The 20,661-nt window shown below is 67.8% G+C and carries 15 protein-coding genes and 1 pseudogene; 9 read left to right on the forward strand and 7 right to left on the reverse strand.

The annotated features are described in order from the left end of the window. The first annotated feature begins 2 nt into the window (after positions 1 to 2). The 5 genes from thiL (at position 3) to AC0IXR_RS05825 (ending at position 8,353) form a co-directional block, all read left to right on the forward strand. Positions 3 to 1,004 (forward strand): thiamine-phosphate kinase, encoded by a 1,002-nt coding sequence (thiL, locus tag AC0IXR_RS05805; RefSeq protein WP_471760251.1) that lies wholly within the window; start codon positions 3 to 5, stop codon positions 1,002 to 1,004. Positions 1,005 to 1,288: 284 nt separating this feature from the next. Then, the gene (locus AC0IXR_RS05810; RefSeq protein ID WP_056429747.1) at positions 1,289 to 2,299 is read left to right on the forward strand and encodes an AAA family ATPase; all 1,011 of its coding nucleotides are present in this window, start codon (positions 1,289 to 1,291) and stop codon (positions 2,297 to 2,299) included. A 4-nt stretch (positions 2,300 to 2,303) separates the two neighbouring features. Further along, positions 2,304 to 3,218, forward strand: a complete 915-nt coding sequence (locus tag AC0IXR_RS05815) for a DUF58 domain-containing protein (protein WP_419951568.1) — start codon at positions 2,304 to 2,306, stop codon at positions 3,216 to 3,218. A 10-nt stretch (positions 3,219 to 3,228) separates the two neighbouring features. Further along, positions 3,229 to 6,051: a DUF4159 domain-containing protein gene (locus AC0IXR_RS05820; RefSeq protein WP_471760044.1), complete on the forward strand. Its 2,823-nt coding sequence runs from the start codon at positions 3,229 to 3,231 to the stop codon at positions 6,049 to 6,051. A 217-nt stretch (positions 6,052 to 6,268) separates the two neighbouring features. Then, positions 6,269 to 8,353: a hypothetical protein gene (locus AC0IXR_RS05825; RefSeq protein WP_471760045.1), complete on the forward strand. Its 2,085-nt coding sequence runs from the start codon at positions 6,269 to 6,271 to the stop codon at positions 8,351 to 8,353. A 165-nt stretch (positions 8,354 to 8,518) separates the two neighbouring features. On the opposite strand, the gene AC0IXR_RS05830 is transcribed toward AC0IXR_RS05825, so the two are convergent. The 6 genes and pseudogenes from AC0IXR_RS05830 to AC0IXR_RS05855 all read right to left on the reverse strand — a co-directional run. Beyond that, on the reverse strand, positions 8,519 to 9,049 hold the full coding sequence (locus AC0IXR_RS05830) for a GNAT family N-acetyltransferase (protein ID WP_471760046.1): 531 nt from the start codon (positions 9,047 to 9,049) through the stop codon (positions 8,519 to 8,521). Continuing rightward, a complete protein-coding gene (locus tag AC0IXR_RS05835; protein ID WP_471760047.1) occupies positions 9,046 to 10,152 on the reverse strand; it encodes a microcin C ABC transporter permease YejB in 1,107 nt (368 codons plus the stop codon). The genes AC0IXR_RS05830 and AC0IXR_RS05835 overlap by 4 nt, the downstream gene beginning before the upstream one ends. A gap of 9 nt (positions 10,153 to 10,161) precedes the next feature. Further along, positions 10,162 to 12,024, reverse strand: a complete 1,863-nt coding sequence (locus AC0IXR_RS05840; protein WP_471760048.1) for an extracellular solute-binding protein — start codon at positions 12,022 to 12,024, stop codon at positions 10,162 to 10,164. After that, positions 12,021 to 13,889, reverse strand: coding sequence for an extracellular solute-binding protein (locus tag AC0IXR_RS05845; RefSeq protein WP_471760252.1), 1,869 nt, complete (start codon positions 13,887 to 13,889; stop codon positions 12,021 to 12,023). The genes AC0IXR_RS05840 and AC0IXR_RS05845 overlap by 4 nt, the downstream gene beginning before the upstream one ends. Positions 13,890 to 14,367: 478 nt before the next feature. After that, positions 14,368 to 15,633, reverse strand: coding sequence for an alpha-hydroxy acid oxidase (locus AC0IXR_RS05850; RefSeq protein ID WP_471760049.1), 1,266 nt, complete (start codon positions 15,631 to 15,633; stop codon positions 14,368 to 14,370). A 430-nt stretch (positions 15,634 to 16,063) separates the two neighbouring features. After that, positions 16,064 to 16,675, reverse strand: a pseudogene (locus AC0IXR_RS05855) (c-type cytochrome); the annotation flags it as partial. Positions 16,676 to 16,915: 240 nt separating this feature from the next. Between AC0IXR_RS05855 and AC0IXR_RS05860 the strand changes: the two are divergent. Together AC0IXR_RS05860 and AC0IXR_RS05865 are read left to right on the forward strand one after the other, a co-directional pair. After that, positions 16,916 to 17,659: a 3-deoxy-manno-octulosonate cytidylyltransferase gene (locus AC0IXR_RS05860; RefSeq protein ID WP_461229586.1), complete on the forward strand. Its 744-nt coding sequence runs from the start codon at positions 16,916 to 16,918 to the stop codon at positions 17,657 to 17,659. A 20-nt stretch (positions 17,660 to 17,679) separates the two neighbouring features. Further along, on the forward strand, positions 17,680 to 18,582 hold the full coding sequence (locus tag AC0IXR_RS05865) for a prephenate dehydratase (protein ID WP_207412424.1): 903 nt from the start codon (positions 17,680 to 17,682) through the stop codon (positions 18,580 to 18,582). A gap of 15 nt (positions 18,583 to 18,597) precedes the next feature. Here the strand turns inward: AC0IXR_RS05865 and AC0IXR_RS05870 are convergent, their stop codons facing one another. Further along, positions 18,598 to 19,323: a fused DSP-PTPase phosphatase/NAD kinase-like protein gene (locus AC0IXR_RS05870; RefSeq protein ID WP_461224883.1), complete on the reverse strand. Its 726-nt coding sequence runs from the start codon at positions 19,321 to 19,323 to the stop codon at positions 18,598 to 18,600. A gap of 205 nt (positions 19,324 to 19,528) precedes the next feature. Between AC0IXR_RS05870 and AC0IXR_RS05875 the strand changes: the two genes are divergently transcribed. Continuing rightward, the gene (locus AC0IXR_RS05875; protein WP_056429776.1) at positions 19,529 to 20,035 is read left to right on the forward strand and encodes a GNAT family N-acetyltransferase; all 507 of its coding nucleotides are present in this window, start codon (positions 19,529 to 19,531) and stop codon (positions 20,033 to 20,035) included. A gap of 140 nt (positions 20,036 to 20,175) precedes the next feature. Next, positions 20,176 to 20,517: a hypothetical protein gene (locus AC0IXR_RS05880; RefSeq protein WP_056429778.1), complete on the forward strand. Its 342-nt coding sequence runs from the start codon at positions 20,176 to 20,178 to the stop codon at positions 20,515 to 20,517. Positions 20,518 to 20,661: the final 144 nt, after the last annotated feature.

Below are 20,661 nucleotides of genomic sequence, written 5' to 3' on the forward strand. Positions count from 1 at the left end.
CGATCACGCCCCCCACCGTTCGTTCCGATGAGAACGGGCTGATCGCGCGCTACTTTGCGCCCTGGGCTGGCTATGGCGCGGATGGGCTGCGGGATGATGCCGCCACCCTCGTGCCAAGTCCCGGCTTCGATCTGGTGTTGACTGCAGACGCTATCGTGGCGGGCGTCCACTACCTGCCCGGCGACCCTCCCGCATCCATCGGACGCAAAGCGCTCGGGGTGAACCTGTCCGATATCGCCGCCAAGGGGGCGATGCCGCGTGGGTTCCTCCTGACGCTCGCCCTGCCTGACGATTGGACGGAAGCGTGGCTTGCCGGCTTCGCCGACGGCCTCAGGGAAGCGGCGATCGCTTTCGATTGCCCGCTCCTCGGAGGCGATACCGTCCGCGCGGCGGGTCCCGCCCTGATTGGCGTGACCGCCCTCGGGGAAGTGCCGCGCGGCGGCATGGTTCGGCGGATGAGTGCGGAAATCGGTGACGTCATCTGCGTCAGCGGCACGATCGGCGACGCGGCCCTCGGCCTACTGGCCCTGAACGGGGTGACGCCTGAATGGGCCGAGCGCTTGGGAGGGGAAGGTCGCGATGTCTTGATCGACCGCTATCGCCACCCGCGCCCGCGTGTCGCCCTCGCACCGCTTCTCCGCCGCCATGCGCGGGCCGCTATGGACGTCTCCGATGGGCTTGCCGGCGATCTGACGAAGATGCTGATGGGTGCCGGCCGGACCGCTGAGATCACGCTTTCCGATGTGCCGCTGTCCGATGCCGCCCGTGCTGCGCTTGCTCTCGATCCGGCGCTGATCAGCCCGATTGTAACCGGTGGCGACGATTACGAGATCCTTTGCGCGGTGGCACCGGACCGGGTCGAGGCGTTCATCGCCGAAGCTCTTTCGTTGGGGGTTCCGCTGGCGCTGATAGGATCGGTCGTCGAAGGCGACCGCCCGCCTGCGTTCCGCCGGCCGGACGGCAGTGAGTACGCCTTCGCCACGCGCTCCTTCAGCCACTTCTGAATCACCGGGCAACTTCCCGCAGCGGTGAGAAGCTTGAGTTGCCGACGTTGCACGTCTCCAGCCTGATCGCGGATGCGCCATTCTTGTAGCGGGTCCAGCGGTAGCCGAGACGTGAAATCGTCCTTCACCGTCGACGACGGACCGCAAAATGCCTGCGTCGTCGCGCCGACCTTGCCAGCATGCGGGAAAGAACGCCACACTCTCTCCCAATGCCGCCGTCAGGCTGCACCCACGTGCCACCGCGATCCTGACCATCGGCCGCGCGGCAAACCGGGATCGAACGCATGACTTCAGGCTCCACGCCGGCGACGGCCACCTCTCTCGACGACGGCATCGTTGCCACCGCGGAGGCGTGTCTCGGCCAGGTGGGACAGGCCCGCGACGCGATCCACAAGGTCATCTTCGGCCAGGAAAAAGTGGTCGACCTCGCCCTCATCACCATTCTGGCGGGTGGCCACGGCCTGCTCGTCGGACTGCCCGGTCTGGCAAAGACCAAGCTCGTCGAGACGCTCGGCACCGTGCTTGGACTCGATGCCCGGCGCGTTCAATTCACCCCCGACCTGATGCCTTCCGACATCCTTGGCACCGAGATCCTCGACGAGGACCAGGACCGCCGCCGCTCGTTCCGTTTCGTGCGCGGCCCTGTCTTCACGCAATTGCTGATGGCGGACGAGATCAACCGGGCCAGCCCGCGCACCCAATCCGCTCTGCTGCAGGCGATGCAGGAGAATTTCGTCTCGGTGGCCGGTGAGCGGCACGACCTTCCGCGCCCGTTCCATGTGCTGGCGACGCAGAACCCGATCGAGCAGGAGGGTACTTACCCGCTCCCCGAGGCGCAGCTCGACCGTTTCCTGCTCGAGATCGATGTCGGCTATCCTGACCGCGCGGCTGAGCGTCGGATCCTCATCGAGACGACGGGAATCGGAGACCATAGCCCGCAGGCGGTGATGTCCACGGAGGCGCTTCTCACGGCGCAGCGCCTCGTGCGTCGCCTGCCAGTCGGCGACGCCGTGGTGGACGCGATCCTCGACCTTGTCCGCTCCGCAAGACCGGAAGGGGGCGATCCTTCTCTGAAGGGAAAGCTCCTATGGGGGCCTGGTCCCCGCGCCAGTCAGGCATTGACGCTGGCGGTGCGCGCTCGCGCCTTGATCGAAGGCCGCGTCGCACCCTCGGTCGCCGATGTGAAGGCGCTCGCGGAGCCCGTGCTCAAGCACCGCATGGCGCTGAGCTTTGCGGCGCGCGCCGACGGTGAGACCGTGCCGGGGATCATCGCCCAGCTGGCTGCGAAGCTTTAGCCGGATGATCGCGACCCGGGTTCTCGACGCGGCCCAGCGCGCTCCTGGGCGACACGAGACCGAAGGCGCGCTCTCTCTCGCCGAGCGGATGCCGCGTTTGATCCTTGAATCGCGCCGTGTCTCCTCGACGCTCGCGCATGGCCTGCATGGCAGACGCCGGGCGGGGCAGGGGGAAAGCTTCTGGCAGTTCAGACCCTTCGTGGCTGGCGAAGCGGCGGCGCGGGTGGATTGGCGCCGCTCCGCCCGCGACGACCGGCTCTACGTGCGCGAGCGCGAATGGGAGGCGACCCACAATATCTGGTTCTGGATCGACCGTTCCGCCTCCATGGGGTTCTCGTCGAGCCTCGGACAGGGGCCGAAGGTCGAGCGCGCCCTCGTGCTCGGCCTTGCCGTCGCCGATGCCTTGGTCGAGGGGGGTGAGCGGGCGGGGCTTCTCGGTCTCACCAGAGCCACGGCCTCACGCCGCATTGTCGAGACGATGGCGCACGCCCTGGTGGCCGACAAAGCAGGTCTTACGCAGGACATGCCGCCGCGCGCCACGCCGGGCCGCTTCGACGAGGCGATCCTAATCAGCGATTTTCTCTCGCCTCTGGAACAGGTTAGAGAGTCTGTGGGCTCGCTGGCGGGCTCCGGCACGAGAGGCCATCTCGTCATGGTGGTCGACCCGGTGGAGGAGACCTTTCCCTTCGCGGGGCAAGCCGTGCTGCACGATCCTGAGACCAAGATGAGCCTCGATATCGGTGACGCGGCGTCGTGGGGGGCGGCTTATCGCACCCGCATCGCCGCGCATCGGGAGGGTCTCGCCGAGATCGCCCGAGCCCAGGGCTGGACCCTGACGATCCATCGTACCGACCGGCCGGCTAGCGAGGCGGCCCTGCGTCTCCTCACGCTGGTCGCCGCCGCGCGCGGGACGGGGTGAGGAGCAGCGCATGTTCGGATTGCCCCTGACCTTCGCCGCGCCGCTGGCGCTCGCGGCGCTTATCGCATTGCCGGCATTGTGGTATTTGCTCCGGGTGACCCCGCCGCGCCCGCAGCGGATCGAGTTTCCGCCCCTGCGGATCATGGCCGACCTCATGGCCAAGCGCGAGACTCCGGCGCGGACCCCGCCCTGGCTGCTGATCCTCCGGATGATTGCCGCCGCCTGCCTGATCCTCGCCGTGTCGGGGCCGGTCTGGAACCCATCGGGCACCGGCGCGACTTCGGGCCGGACGCCGCTTATCGTCATGATCGATAACGGGTTTTCAGCCGCACATGATTGGCGCGAGCGCATGCGGGCCGCCACCGACGAAATCGAGGCGGCCTCGCGGGACGGTCGCCCTGTGGCCGTGATCGCCCTGGCCGACGCCCCGGCCGCGTTGGAAGCGAAGACGCCCGCCGCCGCCCTGGACCGTCTCCGGGCCGTCGCGCCGCGCTCGCATCTACCGCAACGCGACGTCCATTTGACCGCCATCGGAGCCTTCCTCGACCGCCATCCGGCGGTCGCTGTGGTCTGGATCACCGATGGCGTTGCGGGTGCCGCATCCGACGCGTTCGGTAAGGGTTTGTCCGACGCGCTGAACAAGGCCGGCGCCCGTCTCACCATCCTGCGCGCGGAAAATCCACCGGCTCTGGCCCTCGCCGCGGCCGAGAGCGGCGGCAGGCTGACCGCCCGAGTGCTGCGCGCTTCGGCCAATGGCCGCGATGCCGGCTTGGTCCGTGCCCTGGACCAGAAGGGCCTACCGCTGGCCGAGCACGATTTCCGCTTCGCCGACGGGGCCACCGAAACCGAGATTCAGTTCGAGCTTCCGGTGGAACTCCGCAACGGCATCAGCCGGCTCGAGATCGCCGCCGAGCGCTCGGCCGGCGCGGTGACGCTGATGGACGAGCGCGGCAAGCGCCGCCGCGTCGGGTTGGTCTTCGGCGGCACCAACGATCAGGCGCAGCCGCTCCTGGCCCCGACCTACTATCTCTCCCGCGCCCTGACCCCGTTCGCGGATGTCCAGGAAGCACGCGGGGCCAAGGGAGTGGCCGAATCCGTCGGGCAGCTCCTCGACAATCAGGTCTCGGTGCTGGTCCTCGCCGATGTGGGCGCCCTCGACGAGGCGACCATGCGCCGGGTGGCGAGTTTCGTGGACGAGGGCGGCCTGCTGCTGCGCTTCGCCGGGCCGCGCCTGGCTGCCGGCAACGACACCCTGGTCCCCGTGCGCCTGCGCCGGGGAGGCAGGACCTTGGGCGGCACGCTGTCCTGGGACAGCCCCAAGACGCTCGCGACCTTTGCCCCGGAGAGTCCGTTTGCCGGGCTGGTCCCCCCGGCGGATATCGGGGTGCGTCGCCAGATCCTGGCGGAGCCGGATGGCGACCTGCCGGGCCGCACCTGGGCGTCGCTGCAGGACGGCACGCCCATCGTCACCGCCGAGAAGCGCGGCAAGGGGCAGATCGTTCTGTTCCACGTCACCGCCGACACGACCTGGTCGAACCTGCCGCTCTCCGGCCTGTTCATCGACATGTTGCGCCGCGTGGTCGCCCTGTCGGGCAGCGCTGCGCCGAACGGAGGGGAGGGGTCGACCCGGCCCGCCGCCGTCCTGGCGCCTCGCCTCACTCTCGACGGTTTCGGGGCACTCGGCAGCCCGCCCGCCGGCGCCACGGCGGTGCCGGACGATTACGGCGAGCGGGCCAGCCTCGAACATCCGGCCGGGTTCTATGGCCCGGCCGATGGCGGCGTCGCCGTGAACGCGCTCAGGCCCGACGACCGCCTGAAACCCCTCGACCTTTCGGCCTTCACCGACGCACGCACCGGTTCGCTCACCGGCGGAGACACCCTCGACTTGCGCGCCACGCTGTTTACCCTGGCGCTGATGCTCCTGATCCTCGACACCCTCGCCGGCCTCTGGCTCGGCGGCCTCTTCAACCGGTCGCGCGGGGGGCTGTTCGGACGCTTCGCCGGACGGGCGGCGGCTGTGCTCATCGTGGCCGGCATCGGCGTCGCCGGCCTGTCGAGCGGCACCCATGCGCAGGAGGGTGCGCGGCCGAACACGTTCGACTCGGCCCTCGCCACTCGTCTGGCCTACGTCGTCACCGGCGACGAGGCGACGGATACGGCCAGCCGCGCCGGGCTCAACGGCCTGACGCAGATGCTGGCCAGCCGGACCGCCCTGGAGCCGGGCGACCCGATCGGCATCGATCCGGGCAAGGACGAGCTCGCCTTCTATCCGATCATCTACTGGCCCATCGTCGCCAGCCGTCCGCAGCCGAGCGAAGCCGCGATCCGCCGGATCGACGCCTTCATGCGCAATGGCGGGACGGTCCTGTTCGACACCCGCGACGCGCTCACCGCACGGCCGGGCGGCCCCCCGACACCGGAGGGGGCCTATCTGCGCAAGATGCTCTCCACGCTGGAAGTGCCCGAACTGGAGCCGGTTCCGGCGGACCATGTGCTCACCAAGGCCTTCTACCTCGTGGACAATTTTCCCGGCCGCTACGCCACCGGTCAGACGTGGGTCGAGACCCTGCCGCCCGCCGGAGACGGGGCTGAACGCCGCCCCGCGCGGGCCGGCGACGGCGTCTCCCCCATCGTCATCACGGGCAACGACCTGGCTTCCGCCTGGGCGGTGGGCAAGCGCGGCGAGGCGCTCTACCCCATCGTCGGCGGCGACCAGCGCCAGCGCGAGATGTCGTTCCGCGGCGGCATCAACCTCGTGATCTACACGCTCACCGGCAACTACAAGGCGGATCAGGTCCACGTCCCGGCCCTGCTGGAGCGGTTGGGACAGTGATGAGCTTTCAGACTGCGTATCGGGACGGGCTCGTCCCTCCCCCCTTTGCGGGGGAGGGTGGTCGCGGAGCGACCGGGAGAGGGGGCGACCTCTCCGGACAGCGCGCTCCCCTCTCCCGACCCTCGCTGACGCGAGGGCCACCCTCCTCCGCAGAGGGGAGAGGGGGTTCGGCGGCAACGCCGTGCCAGTTCATCACAACCACAGAGGCCGCTAGCCCATGCTGAGCCTCAGCTTCACCCCCCTCATTCCCTGGCCGGTCATTGCCGGGTTCGGCGTTCTGGTGGCCATCTTCGTCGTTCTCGCCTTCGTGGCGCGGGGGCGCACGGCGATCCTGCGGGCGCTGGCCCTCGGGCTCGTGCTGCTGGCCATCGCCAACCCGTCGCTGGTGCGCGAGGACCGCGAGCCGGTGAAGGACATCGCGGCCATCGTGGTCGACCGGTCGGGGTCGCAAAGTCTCGGTGACCGTCCGGCCATGACCGATACGGTGCGGGCCGAGTTGCAGAGGCGCTTCGGATCGCTCAGCAACATCGAGCCGCGCTTCATCGATGTGCCCGACGCCAAGGACGGCGATGACGGCACCAAGCTGTTCACGGCCCTGTCCCAGGGGCTTGCCGACGTTCCGCCGGATCGCCTCGCCGGCGTGGTGATGCTGACGGACGGCGTGGTCCACGACATCCCGGCCAATGTCGCGGCGCTCGGCATCAAGGCGCCGCTCCATGTCCTCGTCACCGGCCATCCCGACGAGCGCGACCGGCAGATCAAGCTGATCGAGGCCCCGCGCTTCGGCATCGTCGGGCGCGATCTCACCATCCGCGCCGAGGTGATGGAGCGGGGCGGCACCGGCAACGCCACCGTCACCGTGCGCCGCGACGGCGAGGAGATCGGACGCCGCACCTTCCCCACCGGCCAGCCCTTCTCGCTGACGACCAAGATCGAGCATGGCGGCCCCAACGTCGTGGAGATCGAGGTCGAGCCGCTGCCCGGTGAGTTGACCACCATCAACAACCGCGCCGTCCTGCCCATCGAGGGCATCCGCGAGAAGCTGCGCGTGCTCCTCGTCTCCGGCGAGCCGCACCAGGGTGAGCGGACCTGGCGCAACCTGCTGAAATCGGACGCGAACGTCGATCTCGTCCACTTCACCATCCTGCGGCCACCGGAGAAGCAGGATGGCACGCCGATCTCCGAACTGTCGCTCATCGCCTTCCCGACGCGCGAGCTGTTCGTCCAGAAGATCAAGGATTTCGACCTCATCATCTTCGACCGCTACGCCAACCAGAGCGTGCTGCCCTCGGCCTATTTCGACAACATCGTCCGCTATGTCCGCGATGGCGGCGCGCTGCTCATCGCGGCGGGGCCGGAATTCGCCTCCTCGGCGAGCCTCGCCCGTACCCGGCTCTCCCAGATCCTGCCGGGCGAGCCCAATGGTCGGGTGGTGGAGCAGCCCTACAAGGCGGCGCTGACGGGCACCGGCACCCGCCACCCCGTCACCCGCGCCCTGCCGGGCTCGGAGGCCTCTCCCCCGGCCTGGGGTGACTGGCTGCGCATCGTCTCCGCCCAGACCAAGCCCGGCATCCAGCCGATCCTGCAGGGGCCGAACGCCCTGCCGCTCCTCGCTCTCTCGCGGGAGGACAAGGGTCGGGTCGCCCTTCTTCTGTCCGACCATGCCTGGCTCTGGGCACGCGGCTACCAGGAGGGCGGCCCCTATCTCGACCTGCTGCGCCGCCTCGGCCATTGGCTGATGAAGGAGCCGGCGCTCGAAGAAGAGGCCTTGCGGGCGCAGACGACGGGGCATGGCCGCGAAGTCCGCGTCGAGCGCCAGACCATGGCCGAGACTACCGACCCCGTCACCGTGAAGGGACCGACCGGACCGGAGCGGACGCTCACCCTCACGGCCGGGGAGCCCGGCCTGTTCAGCACGACCTTCGAAGCGACGGAACTCGGGCTCCATACCCTGCGCTCCGGCTCGCTCATTGCCTTCGTCAGCGTCGGGCCGCCGAACCCGCGCGAACTCACCGACGTGTTCAGCGATACCGAGCGTCTGAAGGCCCTGGCCGAAGGGACCGGCGGCTCGATCCGCCGCGTCGCCGATGCGGGCGGGACCACCGTGGTGCCGCGCCTCCAGGCCGTGCGCAGCGGGCGTCTGGCCGGCGCCGATTGGATCGGCATCCGCCCCAGCGACAGCGCCGTCATTCGCGGCGTCGAGGTCTATCCCCTGGCGCTCGGTCTGTGGGCGCTGGTGGCTTTGGCCGGTGCGGTGCTGGCGATGTGGCTGGTGGAGGGCCGGCGCGGGCGGGCGGCGTAGAGGTTGTCGACCCTCCCCCTCTGCGGGGGAGGGTGGTCGCGGAGCGACCGGGAGAGGGGGCGACCTCTCCGATGATGGCGCTCCCCTCATCCGACTTGGCTGCGGGCCACCTTCTCCCGCAGAGGGGGAGAAGGAGTAGCGCGCGTCTCACCCTTATAGGGAGGGTCAGCCTCGCGTCTCGCCGCCCAAGATTGCGAACGGACGGACGGGCCTGACGATCCCAGATACCGTCTCCAAGGCGCCGGGACGGAGTTCGAGCCAGAGGAAGCGCGCGGGGTCGACCGGTCCCGGCGGCAGCAGGCGGCCCGGCGGCACGGGCGCGAAGCCGAAGCGACGGTAATAGGGCGCGTCTCCCACCAGAATGACGAGCCCGTGGCCGCCGGCCCGCGCGGCGTCGAGGCTCGCCTGCATCAACGATCCGCCGATGCCACGCTTACCGAAGCTCGGATCCACCGTGAGCGGCCCCAGCACCAAAAGCGGCCCTCCCGCCTCCGCCGGAGCGACACGGACCGAGCCGACGAGATACGTGCCGACCAGCGCGGTGAAGCAGAGATCCGCCATGGGCAGGGCGCCTTCGCGCAGGCGATAGGCGGTGCGGGCGAAACGTCCCGGCCCGAAGGCGCGGGCGTGGAGGCGTTCGATGGAATCGGCATCGCCCGGCCGCTCGGGCCGAATGACGAGAGGCAGGCTGGTCATGTGGCGCGAGCGGAGAAATCGATGCGCGGATCGATCCAGGTGTAGATCAGGTCGGAGAGCAGGTTCACCGCCAGACCCATCAGCGAGAAGATGTAGAGCGTGGCGAAGACGATCGGGTAATCGCGCCCGACGATGGCGGTGAAGGACAGGAGGCCGAGCCCGTCGAGGGAGAAGATCGTCTCGATGAGCAGGGAGCCGGCGAAGAAGGCCGAGATGAACGCGCCGGGAAAGCCCGCCACCACGATCAGCATGGCGTTGCGGAACACGTGGCCATAAAGCACCCGCCGCTCGGTGAGGCCCTTCATCCGCGCCGTCATCACGTATTGCTTACGGATCTCGTCGAGGAACGAGTTCTTGGTGAGCAGGGTCGAGGTGGCGAAGGCGCCGAGAACCAGCGCGGTGAGCGGCAGCGTCATGTGCCAGGCGTAATCGACGATCTTGCCCCAGAGGGTGAAGGTCTCCCAGCCCTCGCTGGTGAGGCCGCGAATCGGGAAGATCTGCAGGAACGAGCCGCCGGCGAACAGGATGATGAGGGCGATGCCGAACAGGAAGCTCGGGATGGCATAGCCGACGATGACGATGCTTGAGGTCCATAGGTCGAAGCGCGAGCCGTCCTTCACGGCCTTGCGGATGCCCAGCGGAATCGAGATCGCGTAGGACAGGAGCGTCATCCACAGGCCGAGGGAGATCGAGACCGGCAGGCGCTCGCGGATCAGCTGCAGCACCGAGACGTCGCGAAAATAGCTCTTGCCGAAATCGAAGGTGGCGTAGTCCCACAGCATCTTGGCGAAGCGCTCGGGTGCCGGCTTGTCGAAGCCGAATTGCTGTTCGAGCTTCTTGATGAAGGCCGGATCGAGCCCCTGTGCGCCGCGATAGCGCGAGCTCGCCTCCGAGCCGCCGCCGGCCGAGCGCCCGCCGCCGCCGAGATCGCCGGCCCCGCCGGTGACGCGGGACAGGCTGCCCTCGCTCTGGCCCTGCAGCTGCGCCAGCACGCGCTCCACCGGCCCGCCGGGGGCGAATTGCACGATGACGAAGGTGATGAGCATGATCCCGAAGATTGTCGGGACCATGAGGGCGATGCGGCGCAGGATGTAGGCGAGCACGTCTGGTCCTCAATTCCTGCCGATTCGCCGGGCCTTGTCGGCATCGTGCCACCAGATCGCCGGGGCGCCGAGATCGTAGGCCGGTCCGGGCGATGGGTGGCCGTAGACGTCCCAGAGGGCAAGGCGGTGATCGGCCTTGTACCACATCGGAATCCAGTAGCGGCCCGAGCGCAGCACCCGGTCGAGGGCGCGGGCGGCAACGGTGAGATCGGCGCGGGTGGACGCATCGAGCACCCGGCCGATCAGGGCGTCCACCGTAGCGTTGGAGATCCCGGCGAGGTTGTCCGAGCCCGGCGTCGCGGCGCTGGCCGAGCCGTAGACCTGCCTCAGTTCCGGCCCGGGCGTTGGGCCGTTGCTATAGCGGCGCGAGGTGATGTCGAAGTCGAAATCCTTCAGGCGGGACTGATACTGGGAGGTGTCCACCCGCCGGATGGTGGCCTTGATCCCGATCAGGCCGAGATTGCGGATGAAGGATTGGGTGTGCGGCTCGAGGGCCGGATCGGCGTCGAGGAACTCGATCTCCAGGGGCTTGCCCCCCGGCAGCGCGATGGTGCCGCCCTCCCGCGTGCAGCCCGCCTCGCGCAGGAGCGCCACGGCGCGGCTGAGGAGCGCCCGGTCCTGGCCGGAGCCGTCGGACTGCGCGGGTTGCCAGGCCTCGCCGAAGACCTCGTCCGGCAGGCCGGCGCGCATGGGGTCGAGCAGCGCGAGCTCCTCGGCCGAGGGTTTCCCGGTGGCCTTGAGGTCGGAATTCTCGAAGAACGAGGCCGTACGGATATAGGCGCCGAACATCAGGTTCTTGTTCGCCCAGGGGAAGTCGAAACACAGGCCGATCGCCTCGCGGACCCGGCGATCCTTGAAGGCTTCGCGGCGAGTATTGATCCACCAGCCCTGCGTGCCGGAGGGTCGCGCATCGGGCACGATTTCCTTGCGGACACGACCCTCGCGGAAGGCGGGGAAATCGTAGCCCGTCGCCCAGACGCGGGCGGTGAACTCCTCTCGGAAGGTGAAGATGCCGCTCTTGAACGCCTCGAACGCCACCTGGCGATCGCGGAAATACTCGTAGCGGATCTGCTCGAAATTGTTCTGCCCGATCATCACCGGCAGGTCGGCGGCCCAGTAATCGGCCACTCGCTCCAGCTCGATGAAGCGGCCGGCTTCCAGGCGCCCGACCTTGTAGGGGCCGGACCCCATCGGCGGCTCCAAGGTGGAGGCTTCGAAGTCGCGGCCGGCGTAATAGGCCTTGGAGAAGATCGGCAGCGTCGCGACGAAGAGCGGCAGATCGCGGCTGCGGCCCTTCTCGAAACGCACCACCAGCGTCTCGTCGCTCTCGGCCACGGCATCCGCCATGTCCCGGATCACCTGGGAAATCTCGGGGTGGCCCTTCTCCTTCAGCAGCAGCAGCGAGAAGGCGACATCGGCGGCGGTGAGGCGCGAGCCATCGTGGAACCGTGCCTGGGGACGCAGGGCGAAGCGGTAGGTGAGGCCGTCTTCGCTCGCCTCCACACTGCGGGCGACGAGGCCGTAGAGCGAATCGGGCTCGTCCAACGCCCGCACCATCAGCGAATCGAAGGTGAGGTTCATGCCGGCAGCGCCGTCGCCGCGCAGGACGTAGATGTTGAGGGTGTTGAACGTATCGCCGGCCTGGTTGCCGAGGGTCGCCGAGAGCTGCGCCGAGAACCGGCCGCCGCGCGGGGCCGCCGGGTTCACATAGGCGAAATGCGGGAAGTCGGCCGGGTATTTCAGTTCCCCGAAACTCGACATGCCGTGGCTCGCCCCGGTGGGGGCGGCCGACGCCCGCTTCGTCAGGGCGGTGGCGATGCCGAGGGCGCCGGCCCCGGCGACGAAGTCCCGGCGGGTCGGCGCGAACTTCACCGCGGCGCCCCGGTCTTGGCGGCGAGCGCCTCGTCGTACCACCATGTGGTCGGGAAGCCGGAGGAGCCGTAGAGCGGAAGGGTCGCCGGATGCGCGAACCGGTTCCAGCGCAGGGTCCGCGACACGTTCGAGGCCCATTGCGGCACGACGAAGTTGTGGGCGAGGAGCACCCGGTCGAGGGCGTGGGTGGCGGCAAGCACGCCCGGGCGGTCCTTGGCGAAGATCACACGCTCGATCAGCGTATCGATGGCCGGGTCCTTGATGCCGATCAGGTTGCGCGATCCCTGCTTGTCGGCCGCGGCCGAGCCCCAATATTCGCGCTGCTCGTTACCGGGCGAAAGCGACTGGCCCCAGGAACTCGTGGTCACGTCGAAGTCGAAGCCGCGCAGCCGGTTCTGGTACTGCGCCTGGTCGATGACGCGGAGCGAGGTCTGGATGCCGATGAGCTTCAACTGAGCCGAGAAGGGCAGGATCACCCGCTCGAACACGCTCTGGAATTCAAGGAACTCGACCGTGAGCGGTTCACCGGTCTTCACGTTGGTCATGCGCCCGTCGCGAAGCTCGTAGCCGGCCTCCTTGAGGAGGCGCACCGCCTCGCGCAGGTTGGCGCGCACGGCATCGGGTGTGCCGTTCACCGGGTTCGCGTAGGGGGTCGTGAAGACGGAGGCCGGGACCTTGTCCTTCACCGCCTCGAGGATCGCCAGTTCCTCACCCTGGGGGAGACCCGACGAGGCGAGTTCCGAGCCGAAGTAGTAAGAGTCGATCCGCTTGTAGAGGCCGTAGAACAGCGAGCGGTTCATCTCCTCGAAATTCATGGCGAGGTTGAAGGCGCGCCTCACCCGCTCGTCGGCGAATTTCGCCTTGCGGGTGTTGAAAACGAAGGCCTGCATGGTGCCGTTCCCGCGATCGGGGAACTCTTCCTTGATGAGGCGACCCTCCTTCACGGCGGGGAAATCGTCATAGGCCGTGGCCCAGTTGCGGGCGACGTTCTCGGCCCGGAAATCGAACAGGTCGCCCTTCAGCGCCTCGATCAGCACGGTGGAATCGCGAAAGTACTCGTTGCGCATCGTGCCGAAATTGTTGCGGCCGGCATTCACCGGCAGGTCGGCGCCCCAATAATCGGCCACGCGCTCATAGGTGGCGCTGCGGCCCGGCTCGAACTTGGCGAGGCGGTAGGGGCCGGAGCCCAGCGGCATCTCGAGGGTGGTCTGGGTGACGTCGCGCTGGCGCCCTTCCGCGTCCTTGCCCGTCCACCAGTGCTTGGGCAGCACGCGGAGCTGGCCGAGGACCTGCGGTAATTCGCGGTTGCCTTTCTCGGCGAAGGTGAAGGTCACCTCGCGCGGGCCGGTGACTTCGCCCTTCGCCACGGTCTGGTAATAGGCGGCGTAGAACGGGCTGTTGGCCTTCAGCGTCTCGTAGGACCAGACCACATCCTCGGGCGTGATCGGCTTGCCGTCGTGCCAGCGGGCGTTCTCGCGCAGGCGGTAGGTCACGGAGGAGAGGTCGTCGGCGAGTTTCGCCCCCTCGGCCAGCAGGCCGTAGGAGGTGAAGGGCTCATCGAGCGATTCCGTCATGAGGGTATCGTAGATCTGGCCGATCCCGCTCTCGAGATCGCCCTTCAGCCCGGAGACGACGAGGTTGAAATTGTCGAACCCGCCCTGTGCCCCGAGGCGGACGAGGCCGCCCTTGGGGGCCTTCGGGTCCGCGTAATCGAAATGCTTGAAATCGGCCGGATATTTCGGCTCGCCCATCAGCGTGAGGGCATGGGCCCATCCACCGTCCTGCGTGGCGGCGCGCGCACTCTCCGCGAAGCTCGCCACGGCGAGGGAGACTGCCAGGGTAGCGGCGAGTAGGCGTCCGATCAGGGCTGTTCGCTTCACGAGGCGGCTGTCTCCCGAATTCCATGGCCGAAGCCGTAGAGGGCTCAGGCGGCATGTCCTTCTAGGACGCCGGGGCGGGGCGCGCCAAGCGGGCAAGTCCCAGGCGCGTCGGTTGAACGCGTGGGAGGACCGTCCTCCGAAGGACGTCGGAGTGCTTGACGGAACTCTAGATCAGGGTCGATTTTCCCGCGACGTACCGCACCGTAGCGGGAGCGGGAGTTTCGTGAGAGAGGGGAAGAACCTGTTTAGGCTGTTCTCCCAAGGGCTTACCTCATCCTGAGGTGCCGCGCAGCGGCCTCGAAGGAGGCCTCCAGAACCCATAGAGCAGACTGGAGGGCTCCTTCGAGGCCCTTTGCTCAGGCAAAGGGCACCTCAGGATGAGGTGGTCTGATTGGATAATCGACTTCTACGGATGATCCGCTCACGCCTGATCAACCGTAGGACAAATCCGATCGACCGGACGTCAGACGATCTGAACGCTCTTGGGCGTGATCTCGGCGATCTTGGTCGCGCCGACCTGGCGCATGATCGTCTCGAATTCGCGCTGCATCAGGGTGAGCACCATCTCGACGCCCGGCTGGCCGAAGGCGGCGAGGCCCCAGATGTAGGGACGACCGACGCAGACGGCGGTGGCGCCGAGCGCCAGGGCCTTGAGCACGTCGGTGCCGCGGCGGAACCCGCCATCGATGAGGACTGGGACCTTGCCGTTCACGGCGGCGACCACCTCGGGCAGCGCGCCGATGGTCGATTGCAGGCTCTCCTCGGCGCGGCCGCCATGGTTGGAGACGATGATGGCATCGACGCCGTGGGTGAGGGCGATCTTGGCGTCTTCCTGGGTCACTATGCCCTTGAGGACGAGCTTGCCCTTCACGATGCCGCGCAGGCGTTTCACGTAATCCCATGTCATGCCGGTGCCGTAGAGGTTGGTCACCTTCGACACGTCGATCTCGTCGAACATCGGCTTGCGGCTGACTTCGTTCTTGAAGCCCGGCGTGTGGCAATCGGTACAGGTGCGGGTGTCGGCGCGGCGCTCGCGGAACAGCGTCTCGGTGTTGCGGCCGCCCTGGCGATCGACGGTGAGCACGATGGCCGGGGCGCCGGCGGCCTCGGCCCGCTTCACCAGCTTCTCGGTCACGGACCAATCGTCGGTCGGGTAAAGCATGTACCAGACGGGCGCGCCGCGCTCCTTGATCACGGTCTCGATGGAGGTGCTGCCCACCGTGGACAGGATCATCTGGTGACCCTTCACCTTGCAGGCGCGGGCGGCGGCGGCCTCCGCCTCGGGGTGGAAGGCACCCACGCTGCTGACGGGGGCGAGCGCGATCGGGCTTGCCCAGGTCTCACCGAAGATCGTCACGGTCGTGTCGATCTTGCGCACGTCGATCAGGCGGCGAACGCGGATATGGATCTTGTCGAAATCGTCGCGGTTGGCCTTCAGCGTCTTGTCGGCATCGACGCCGCTGGCGAGGTAGCCGTAATGCGCCGGGGGCAATTCCTTCTTCGCCACGGGCTCGAAATCGAACACGTTGAGGGCCTGCGCCGGGGAGGCGATGAGGTCGCCGTTCATCACGGGAGCGGCGCGGAGCACGTCATAGCTCTGGGCCACGGCTTCGGTGGTTCCGAAAGCGGCGATGCCGGCCAGGGCGCGGGCAGCGCTCGGTGCGAAAAGCGGGCTGGTCGAGAAATACGTCAGCAGCTTGCGACGGTGGATCGATGCATGCTCGCTCATAACACTCTGCCCTTCAAATCCGTTCGACCTATGCGCCGTTTCCACGGCCCAGATTACGGGGCTTTCCTGCATCATTTTTATTGTGCAATGCAATAACTGATATAATTCTAACTCAATGTGGTGGTGTCCCACTCCCCCGTCCTACCGGGAAATCCTTCCACAAAGTCGACAGGGAGACTGTTTTTCGACTCACAGCGCAAGATTATCGTGCTTAATTTGCTGTCATCACGATCATGCGATCCGCACCGCCTCAGTCAATGGGTGAGCCGGCTTTCACATTATTTTGCTGCAGTGCGGGATGCTGTCGGTCCGGGTGATTCCCTCGTTGGAAACGCGGCTCACGTCCTGGAACGCAAAAGGCCGGGACAAGCCCGGCCTTTCTGATCGTTCATCGATGTGGGAACTTCCCCGGTCGCGTAGCCTACTGCGCGGGCTTCTCTTCCGGCGCTTTCTGATCGGCAGGCTTGTCGCCAGCCGGGCTGTCCGCAGCCGCGGCCTTCTCCACGGCGGGGAGCGGAGCCGGCGTATCGGCAAGCGAACGCAGATACGCGATCACATCGGCGCGCTCCTGCGGAGCCTGGATCCCGGCGAAGGCCATCTTGGTGCCGGGCACGTAGGTCTTCGGATTGGCGAGGAAGTGGTCGAGTTCGTCGTAGGTCCAGGTGCCACCCTTTTCCTTCAAGGCGGCGGAGTATTCGAACCCGCCTTCATGGGCGCGCTGACGATCCACAACGCCCCAGAGATGCGGGCCGACCTTGTTGGGGCCGCCCTTCTCGAAACTGTGGCAGGCGGCGCACTTCTTGGCGGCGCCGGTGCCTTTCTCGACGCTGGCGCTGGCGAGGCGAACCGGAAGCGGCTCGACCTTGGCAGCGGCGGCCGCACCACCGCCCGCAGCCTCGGGCTGAGGCTCGGGGAGGGCGTAGCCCGCGCTGCCGGCGGGCTTCGGAGAATAGATCAACTCGGCGACAAACCCGGAGCCCATGGCGAGAAGAAGCGTGCCGAGTACGGCGCCCGCGACCTTGTTCAGCTCGAAAGAGTCCATTCTCGACAACTCCGGGGGCGTCCGCCGGTTGCGGCGGCATGCGAGGCCCGGTGAGCGGATGCCCCGGACTCTGGAAATGTTCGAGGGTGAATAGCGGTACTCGACCGATCTTGACAATGCCGGAGTCACTGGCCGCGTAGTCGCAGAGGCGAAGCTGTCACCCGTGCGACGCCCCGGCGACGATGACAACCCGCATCGCCCCTGCTAATCCGCCCCCTCGCTGGAGAGATCCGCCGGTCGATGTCAGATCCCCTCGTCCTGATCCCCGCCCGCATGGCGGCCACGCGGCTGCCCAACAAGCCCATGGCCGACATCGCCGGCGAGCCGATGATCGTGCATGTCTGGCGCCGGGCCGTGGAGGCCGGCATCGGCCCCGTGGTGGTGGCGACCGATGCCGTCGAGATCGTCGATGCCATCGAGCGGGTCGGTGGCCTCGCGACCCTCACCCGGGCCGATCATCCCTCCGGATCGGACCGGCTGGCCGAGGCCCTCGAGATCATCGATCCGCAGGGCAACCACGACGTCATCGTCAACGTGCAGGGCGACCTGCCGACGATCGACCCGGCGGCCATCGCGGCCGCGATCCTGCCACTCGCGGATCGGGCTGTGGATATCGCCACCCTCTGCGCCCTCATCACCCGCGACGAGGAGCGGCACGATCCCAACGTGGTGAAACTCGTGGGCCATCACGTGACGCCGAACCGCTTGCGCGCCCTCTATTTCACCAGGGCGCAGGCGCCCTGGGGGGAGGGGCCGCTGTTCCACCATATCGGCCTTTACGCCTATCGCCGCCGTGCGCTCACCCGCTTCATGGCCCTGCCGCCCGGGGAGCTCGAGACCCGCGAGAAGCTGGAGCAGCTGCGGGCGCTGGAGGCGGGCATGCGCATCGACGCCACCATCGTCGACGACCTGCCGCTGGGCGTCGACACCCCCGCCGACCTCGAGCGCGCGCGGGCCGTGCTCAATGCCCGGCGCCTCAACTGACGAACCGAGTCATCACCTCAATGTCCCAGACGACCGAGCCCCGCACGTCCGAATCCCGCACGTCCGAATCCCGTAAGACGATCTCCTACCAGGGTGAGCCCGGCGCGAACTCGCACATCATCTGCGCCCAGGCCTATCCGGACTGGACCCCGCTGCCCTGCGCCTCGTTCGAAGAAGCCTTTGCGGCGGTGAATGACGGCCGCGCGGCGCTGGCGATGATCCCGATCGAGAACTCCATCGCCGGCCGTGTCGCCGACATTCATCATCTCATCCCCACATCCGGCCTGCACATCGTGGCCGAGCATTTCCTGCCGATCCATTTCCAGTTGATGGCGCTTCCCGGCACGCCGATCGAGGCGATCAAAACGGTGCACAGCCATGTCCACGCCCTCGGCCAGTGCCGCAAGATCATCCGGCGGCTGGGGCTGAAGGCCATCGTGGCCGGCGACACGGCGGGCGCGGCGCGCGAAGTCGCCGAGGCCGGGGATCCCAGTCGCGGCGCGCTGGCGCCGGCCATGGCGGCAGGCGTCTACGGGCTCGATATCCTCGCCCGTGACGTGGAGGACGAGAGCCACAACACCACGCGCTTCGTGGTGTTCTCGCCCGAGGCTGTGGAGGTGCCGGCCAATACCGGACCGACGGTGACGAGCTTCATCTTCCGCGTCCGCAACATCCCGGCGGCGCTCTACAAGGCGCTCGGGGGCTTTGCCACCAACGGCGTCAACATGTCGAAGCTCGAGAGCTACATGGTCGAAGGCCAGTTCTCGGCGACGCAGTTCTATGCGGAGGTCGACGGCCATCCGGAGGATCCGGGCCTCGCCCGCGCGCTGGACGAACTCGCCTATTTCTCGCGCGAATTGCGCATCATCGGCACCTACCCGGCCCATCCGTTCCGCGAAACGACGCGGCTGGCGGCGGAGTAGGCGCGGGCGGCGGACCTATTCGCGCTTGATCACCCGGTCGACCACGAGGTCGGACCAGAAGCCGGGGCGGAAATCGCGCTTCAGGGCCTCGGGGTCGTAGACCGTCTCGACCCAGGTCAGGAAATCCAGACCCTTCGCTTCGCCGTCGCGCAGGTAGAGGTCGAAGAAGGCGTCGAGAATCCCGGTCTTGGCGAAGCGGAAATGGCCGTACCGGGCCGAGAGCTGCTGCATCGCCTCCGAGACCGGCACGCCTTCGTGGAGGATCAGAAACAGGGCAGCGCCGAGGCCGGCCCGGTCCGCTCCCGACTTGCAATGCATCACGGCGGGATACTGGACGCCGTCGAAAAACGCCTTCGCGGCGAGGATCGTCTCCTTCGAGGGCGCTTCGCGGGAGCGCAGCACGAATTCGACGAGGTTCAGCCCCTGCTGGGCGCAGGCCTCGCGCTGGAGCGGCCAGGAGCCGTGCTCGCGGCCGCCACGCAGGGAGATCACCGTGCGCACGCCCTGCCGCCGGAACCAGGCGAGCTGGTGGGGTGTGGGCTGGGCCGAGCGCCAGATCTTGCCGGTCCCGATCTTGTGACGGTTCAGATAGGCGAGACGGAACACGCCGTGGTCGACGAGCAGCATGTTGGCCCAGGCCCGCACGCGTGCGCTCCGACCGGAGATCGGCTGCTCGAAGCGGGCGATCCGCGCCATGCGCCGGGCATAGCGGATCTCGGGCTTGATGAATCTGTTGAACACGGGTGGCTGCTGGAACCGGTCGGGAGGACAGTGCTGCGGCTCTAACAGCCGGTAGAGGATCGGGCAAACGCGTGTCGCGTAAGGGCGCCATCGGGCATCGATATTCCCGGCCACGAGAATTCGGCATCCGGCTTGCCTTCATCATGCCCGTATCGTGGATTTCGATGCGACGTCGTTCCCGTTTCCACCGAGCGTAGGGACAGTCATGAAGACGAGCACCACCAGCATCCGCCGCGCCCGTTCGGGAGACGCCGACCGGCTGAGCGACGTCTTCGACGAAACCTGGCGGGAGGCCTATCGCGGCATCATCCCCGGCATTTCCCTGGAGCGGATGATCTCCCAGCGCTCGTCGCAATGGTGGGTCGGCGCGGCCCAGCGCAACCGCCCCCTGGTCGTCGTCGAGATCGGCGACGAGATCGTCGGATACGCCATCTACGGGCAGGCGAGGGGGAGCGCGCTCAAGGCAGCGGGAGAGATCGACGAGCTCTACATCCTGCCGGCCTATCAGGGCCTGGGGCTCGGCCGGCGCCTGTTCCGCGCGATCCGCAACGACCTGATCGACCACGGCCTGACACGGATCGGGGTCTGGACGCTGACGGGCAACGAGCGCGCCTGCGCGTTCTACGCCGGTCTCGGCGGCAAGAGGGTGGCCGAGGCCGTCGACCGCATGGCCGGCGCCGTCCTCGACAAGGCGGCCTACCGCTTCGAATGACATCCGGCCGCCGGGCCGGTCAGACGTCCCCGTCACGGAACCCTGAGCACGGCATGGATCGTTGATCCTGCGCTGAAGCCGGACCGCTCCCACATGTCGTGGGTCGGCCCGGACTTCCCTGCGCCGGAACAAGGACCACAATGACCACCAGTCAGCAGGACGTGTCGCGCCGCGATTGCACGGCGCAGGATTGGGACGACCGCGTCACCCGCCTCACCGAGAAGCTGCCCGACACGCTGCGCAAGGCCATCGAGTGGCTTCGCGAACCCCATCGCCGCTGGATCAGGATCGGCGCGGCGCTGCTGTTCATCCTCGGCGGAATCTTCTCGATCCTGCCCGTGCTCGGGCTTTGGATGCTGCCGGTGGGACTGGCTCTCCTCAGCCAGGACATCCCGGCACTCAAGGTCCCGCTCGAACGCTCGGCCCGTTGGATCGAGGGCGTCTGGCAGCGCTGGTTCGGCTCGCGGAAGAACAAGCCCTGATCGACGACGTGGACGTCGTGGCGATCAACCGGAAGCGGGCTCGATGGACGCTTCACCGGGCGAGAGTCGCTGCACCCTGAGGTAACGATTTGGGGCAAAAGCCCCGCGCAACGGGCGAAGGCCGATTTCTTTTAACCGGGAAGG

Source organism: Methylobacterium sp. AC832, from assembly GCF_979256025.1.

Bases quoted from the DNA above. Each gene is read 5' to 3' on its own strand.
- AC0IXR_RS05810 (WP_056429747.1), top strand. From the start codon at position 1,289: ATGACTTCAGGCTCCACGCCGGCGACGGCCACCTCTCTCGACGACGGC.
- AC0IXR_RS05815 (WP_419951568.1), top strand. From the start codon at position 2,304: ATGATCGCGACCCGGGTTCTCGACGCGGCCCAGCGCGCTCCTGGGCGA.
- AC0IXR_RS05820 (WP_471760044.1), top strand. From the start codon at position 3,229: ATGTTCGGATTGCCCCTGACCTTCGCCGCGCCGCTGGCGCTCGCGGCG.
- AC0IXR_RS05825 (WP_471760045.1), top strand. From the start codon at position 6,269: ATGCTGAGCCTCAGCTTCACCCCCCTCATTCCCTGGCCGGTCATTGCC.
- AC0IXR_RS05830 (WP_471760046.1), bottom strand. From the start codon at position 9,049: ATGACCAGCCTGCCTCTCGTCATTCGGCCCGAGCGGCCGGGCGATGCC.
- AC0IXR_RS05850 (WP_471760049.1), bottom strand. From the start codon at position 15,633: ATGAGCGAGCATGCATCGATCCACCGTCGCAAGCTGCTGACGTATTTC.
- AC0IXR_RS05860 (WP_461229586.1), top strand. From the start codon at position 16,916: ATGTCAGATCCCCTCGTCCTGATCCCCGCCCGCATGGCGGCCACGCGG.
- AC0IXR_RS05865 (WP_207412424.1), top strand. From the start codon at position 17,680: ATGTCCCAGACGACCGAGCCCCGCACGTCCGAATCCCGCACGTCCGAA.
- AC0IXR_RS05875 (WP_056429776.1), top strand. From the start codon at position 19,529: ATGAAGACGAGCACCACCAGCATCCGCCGCGCCCGTTCGGGAGACGCC.
- AC0IXR_RS05880 (WP_056429778.1), top strand. From the start codon at position 20,176: ATGACCACCAGTCAGCAGGACGTGTCGCGCCGCGATTGCACGGCGCAG.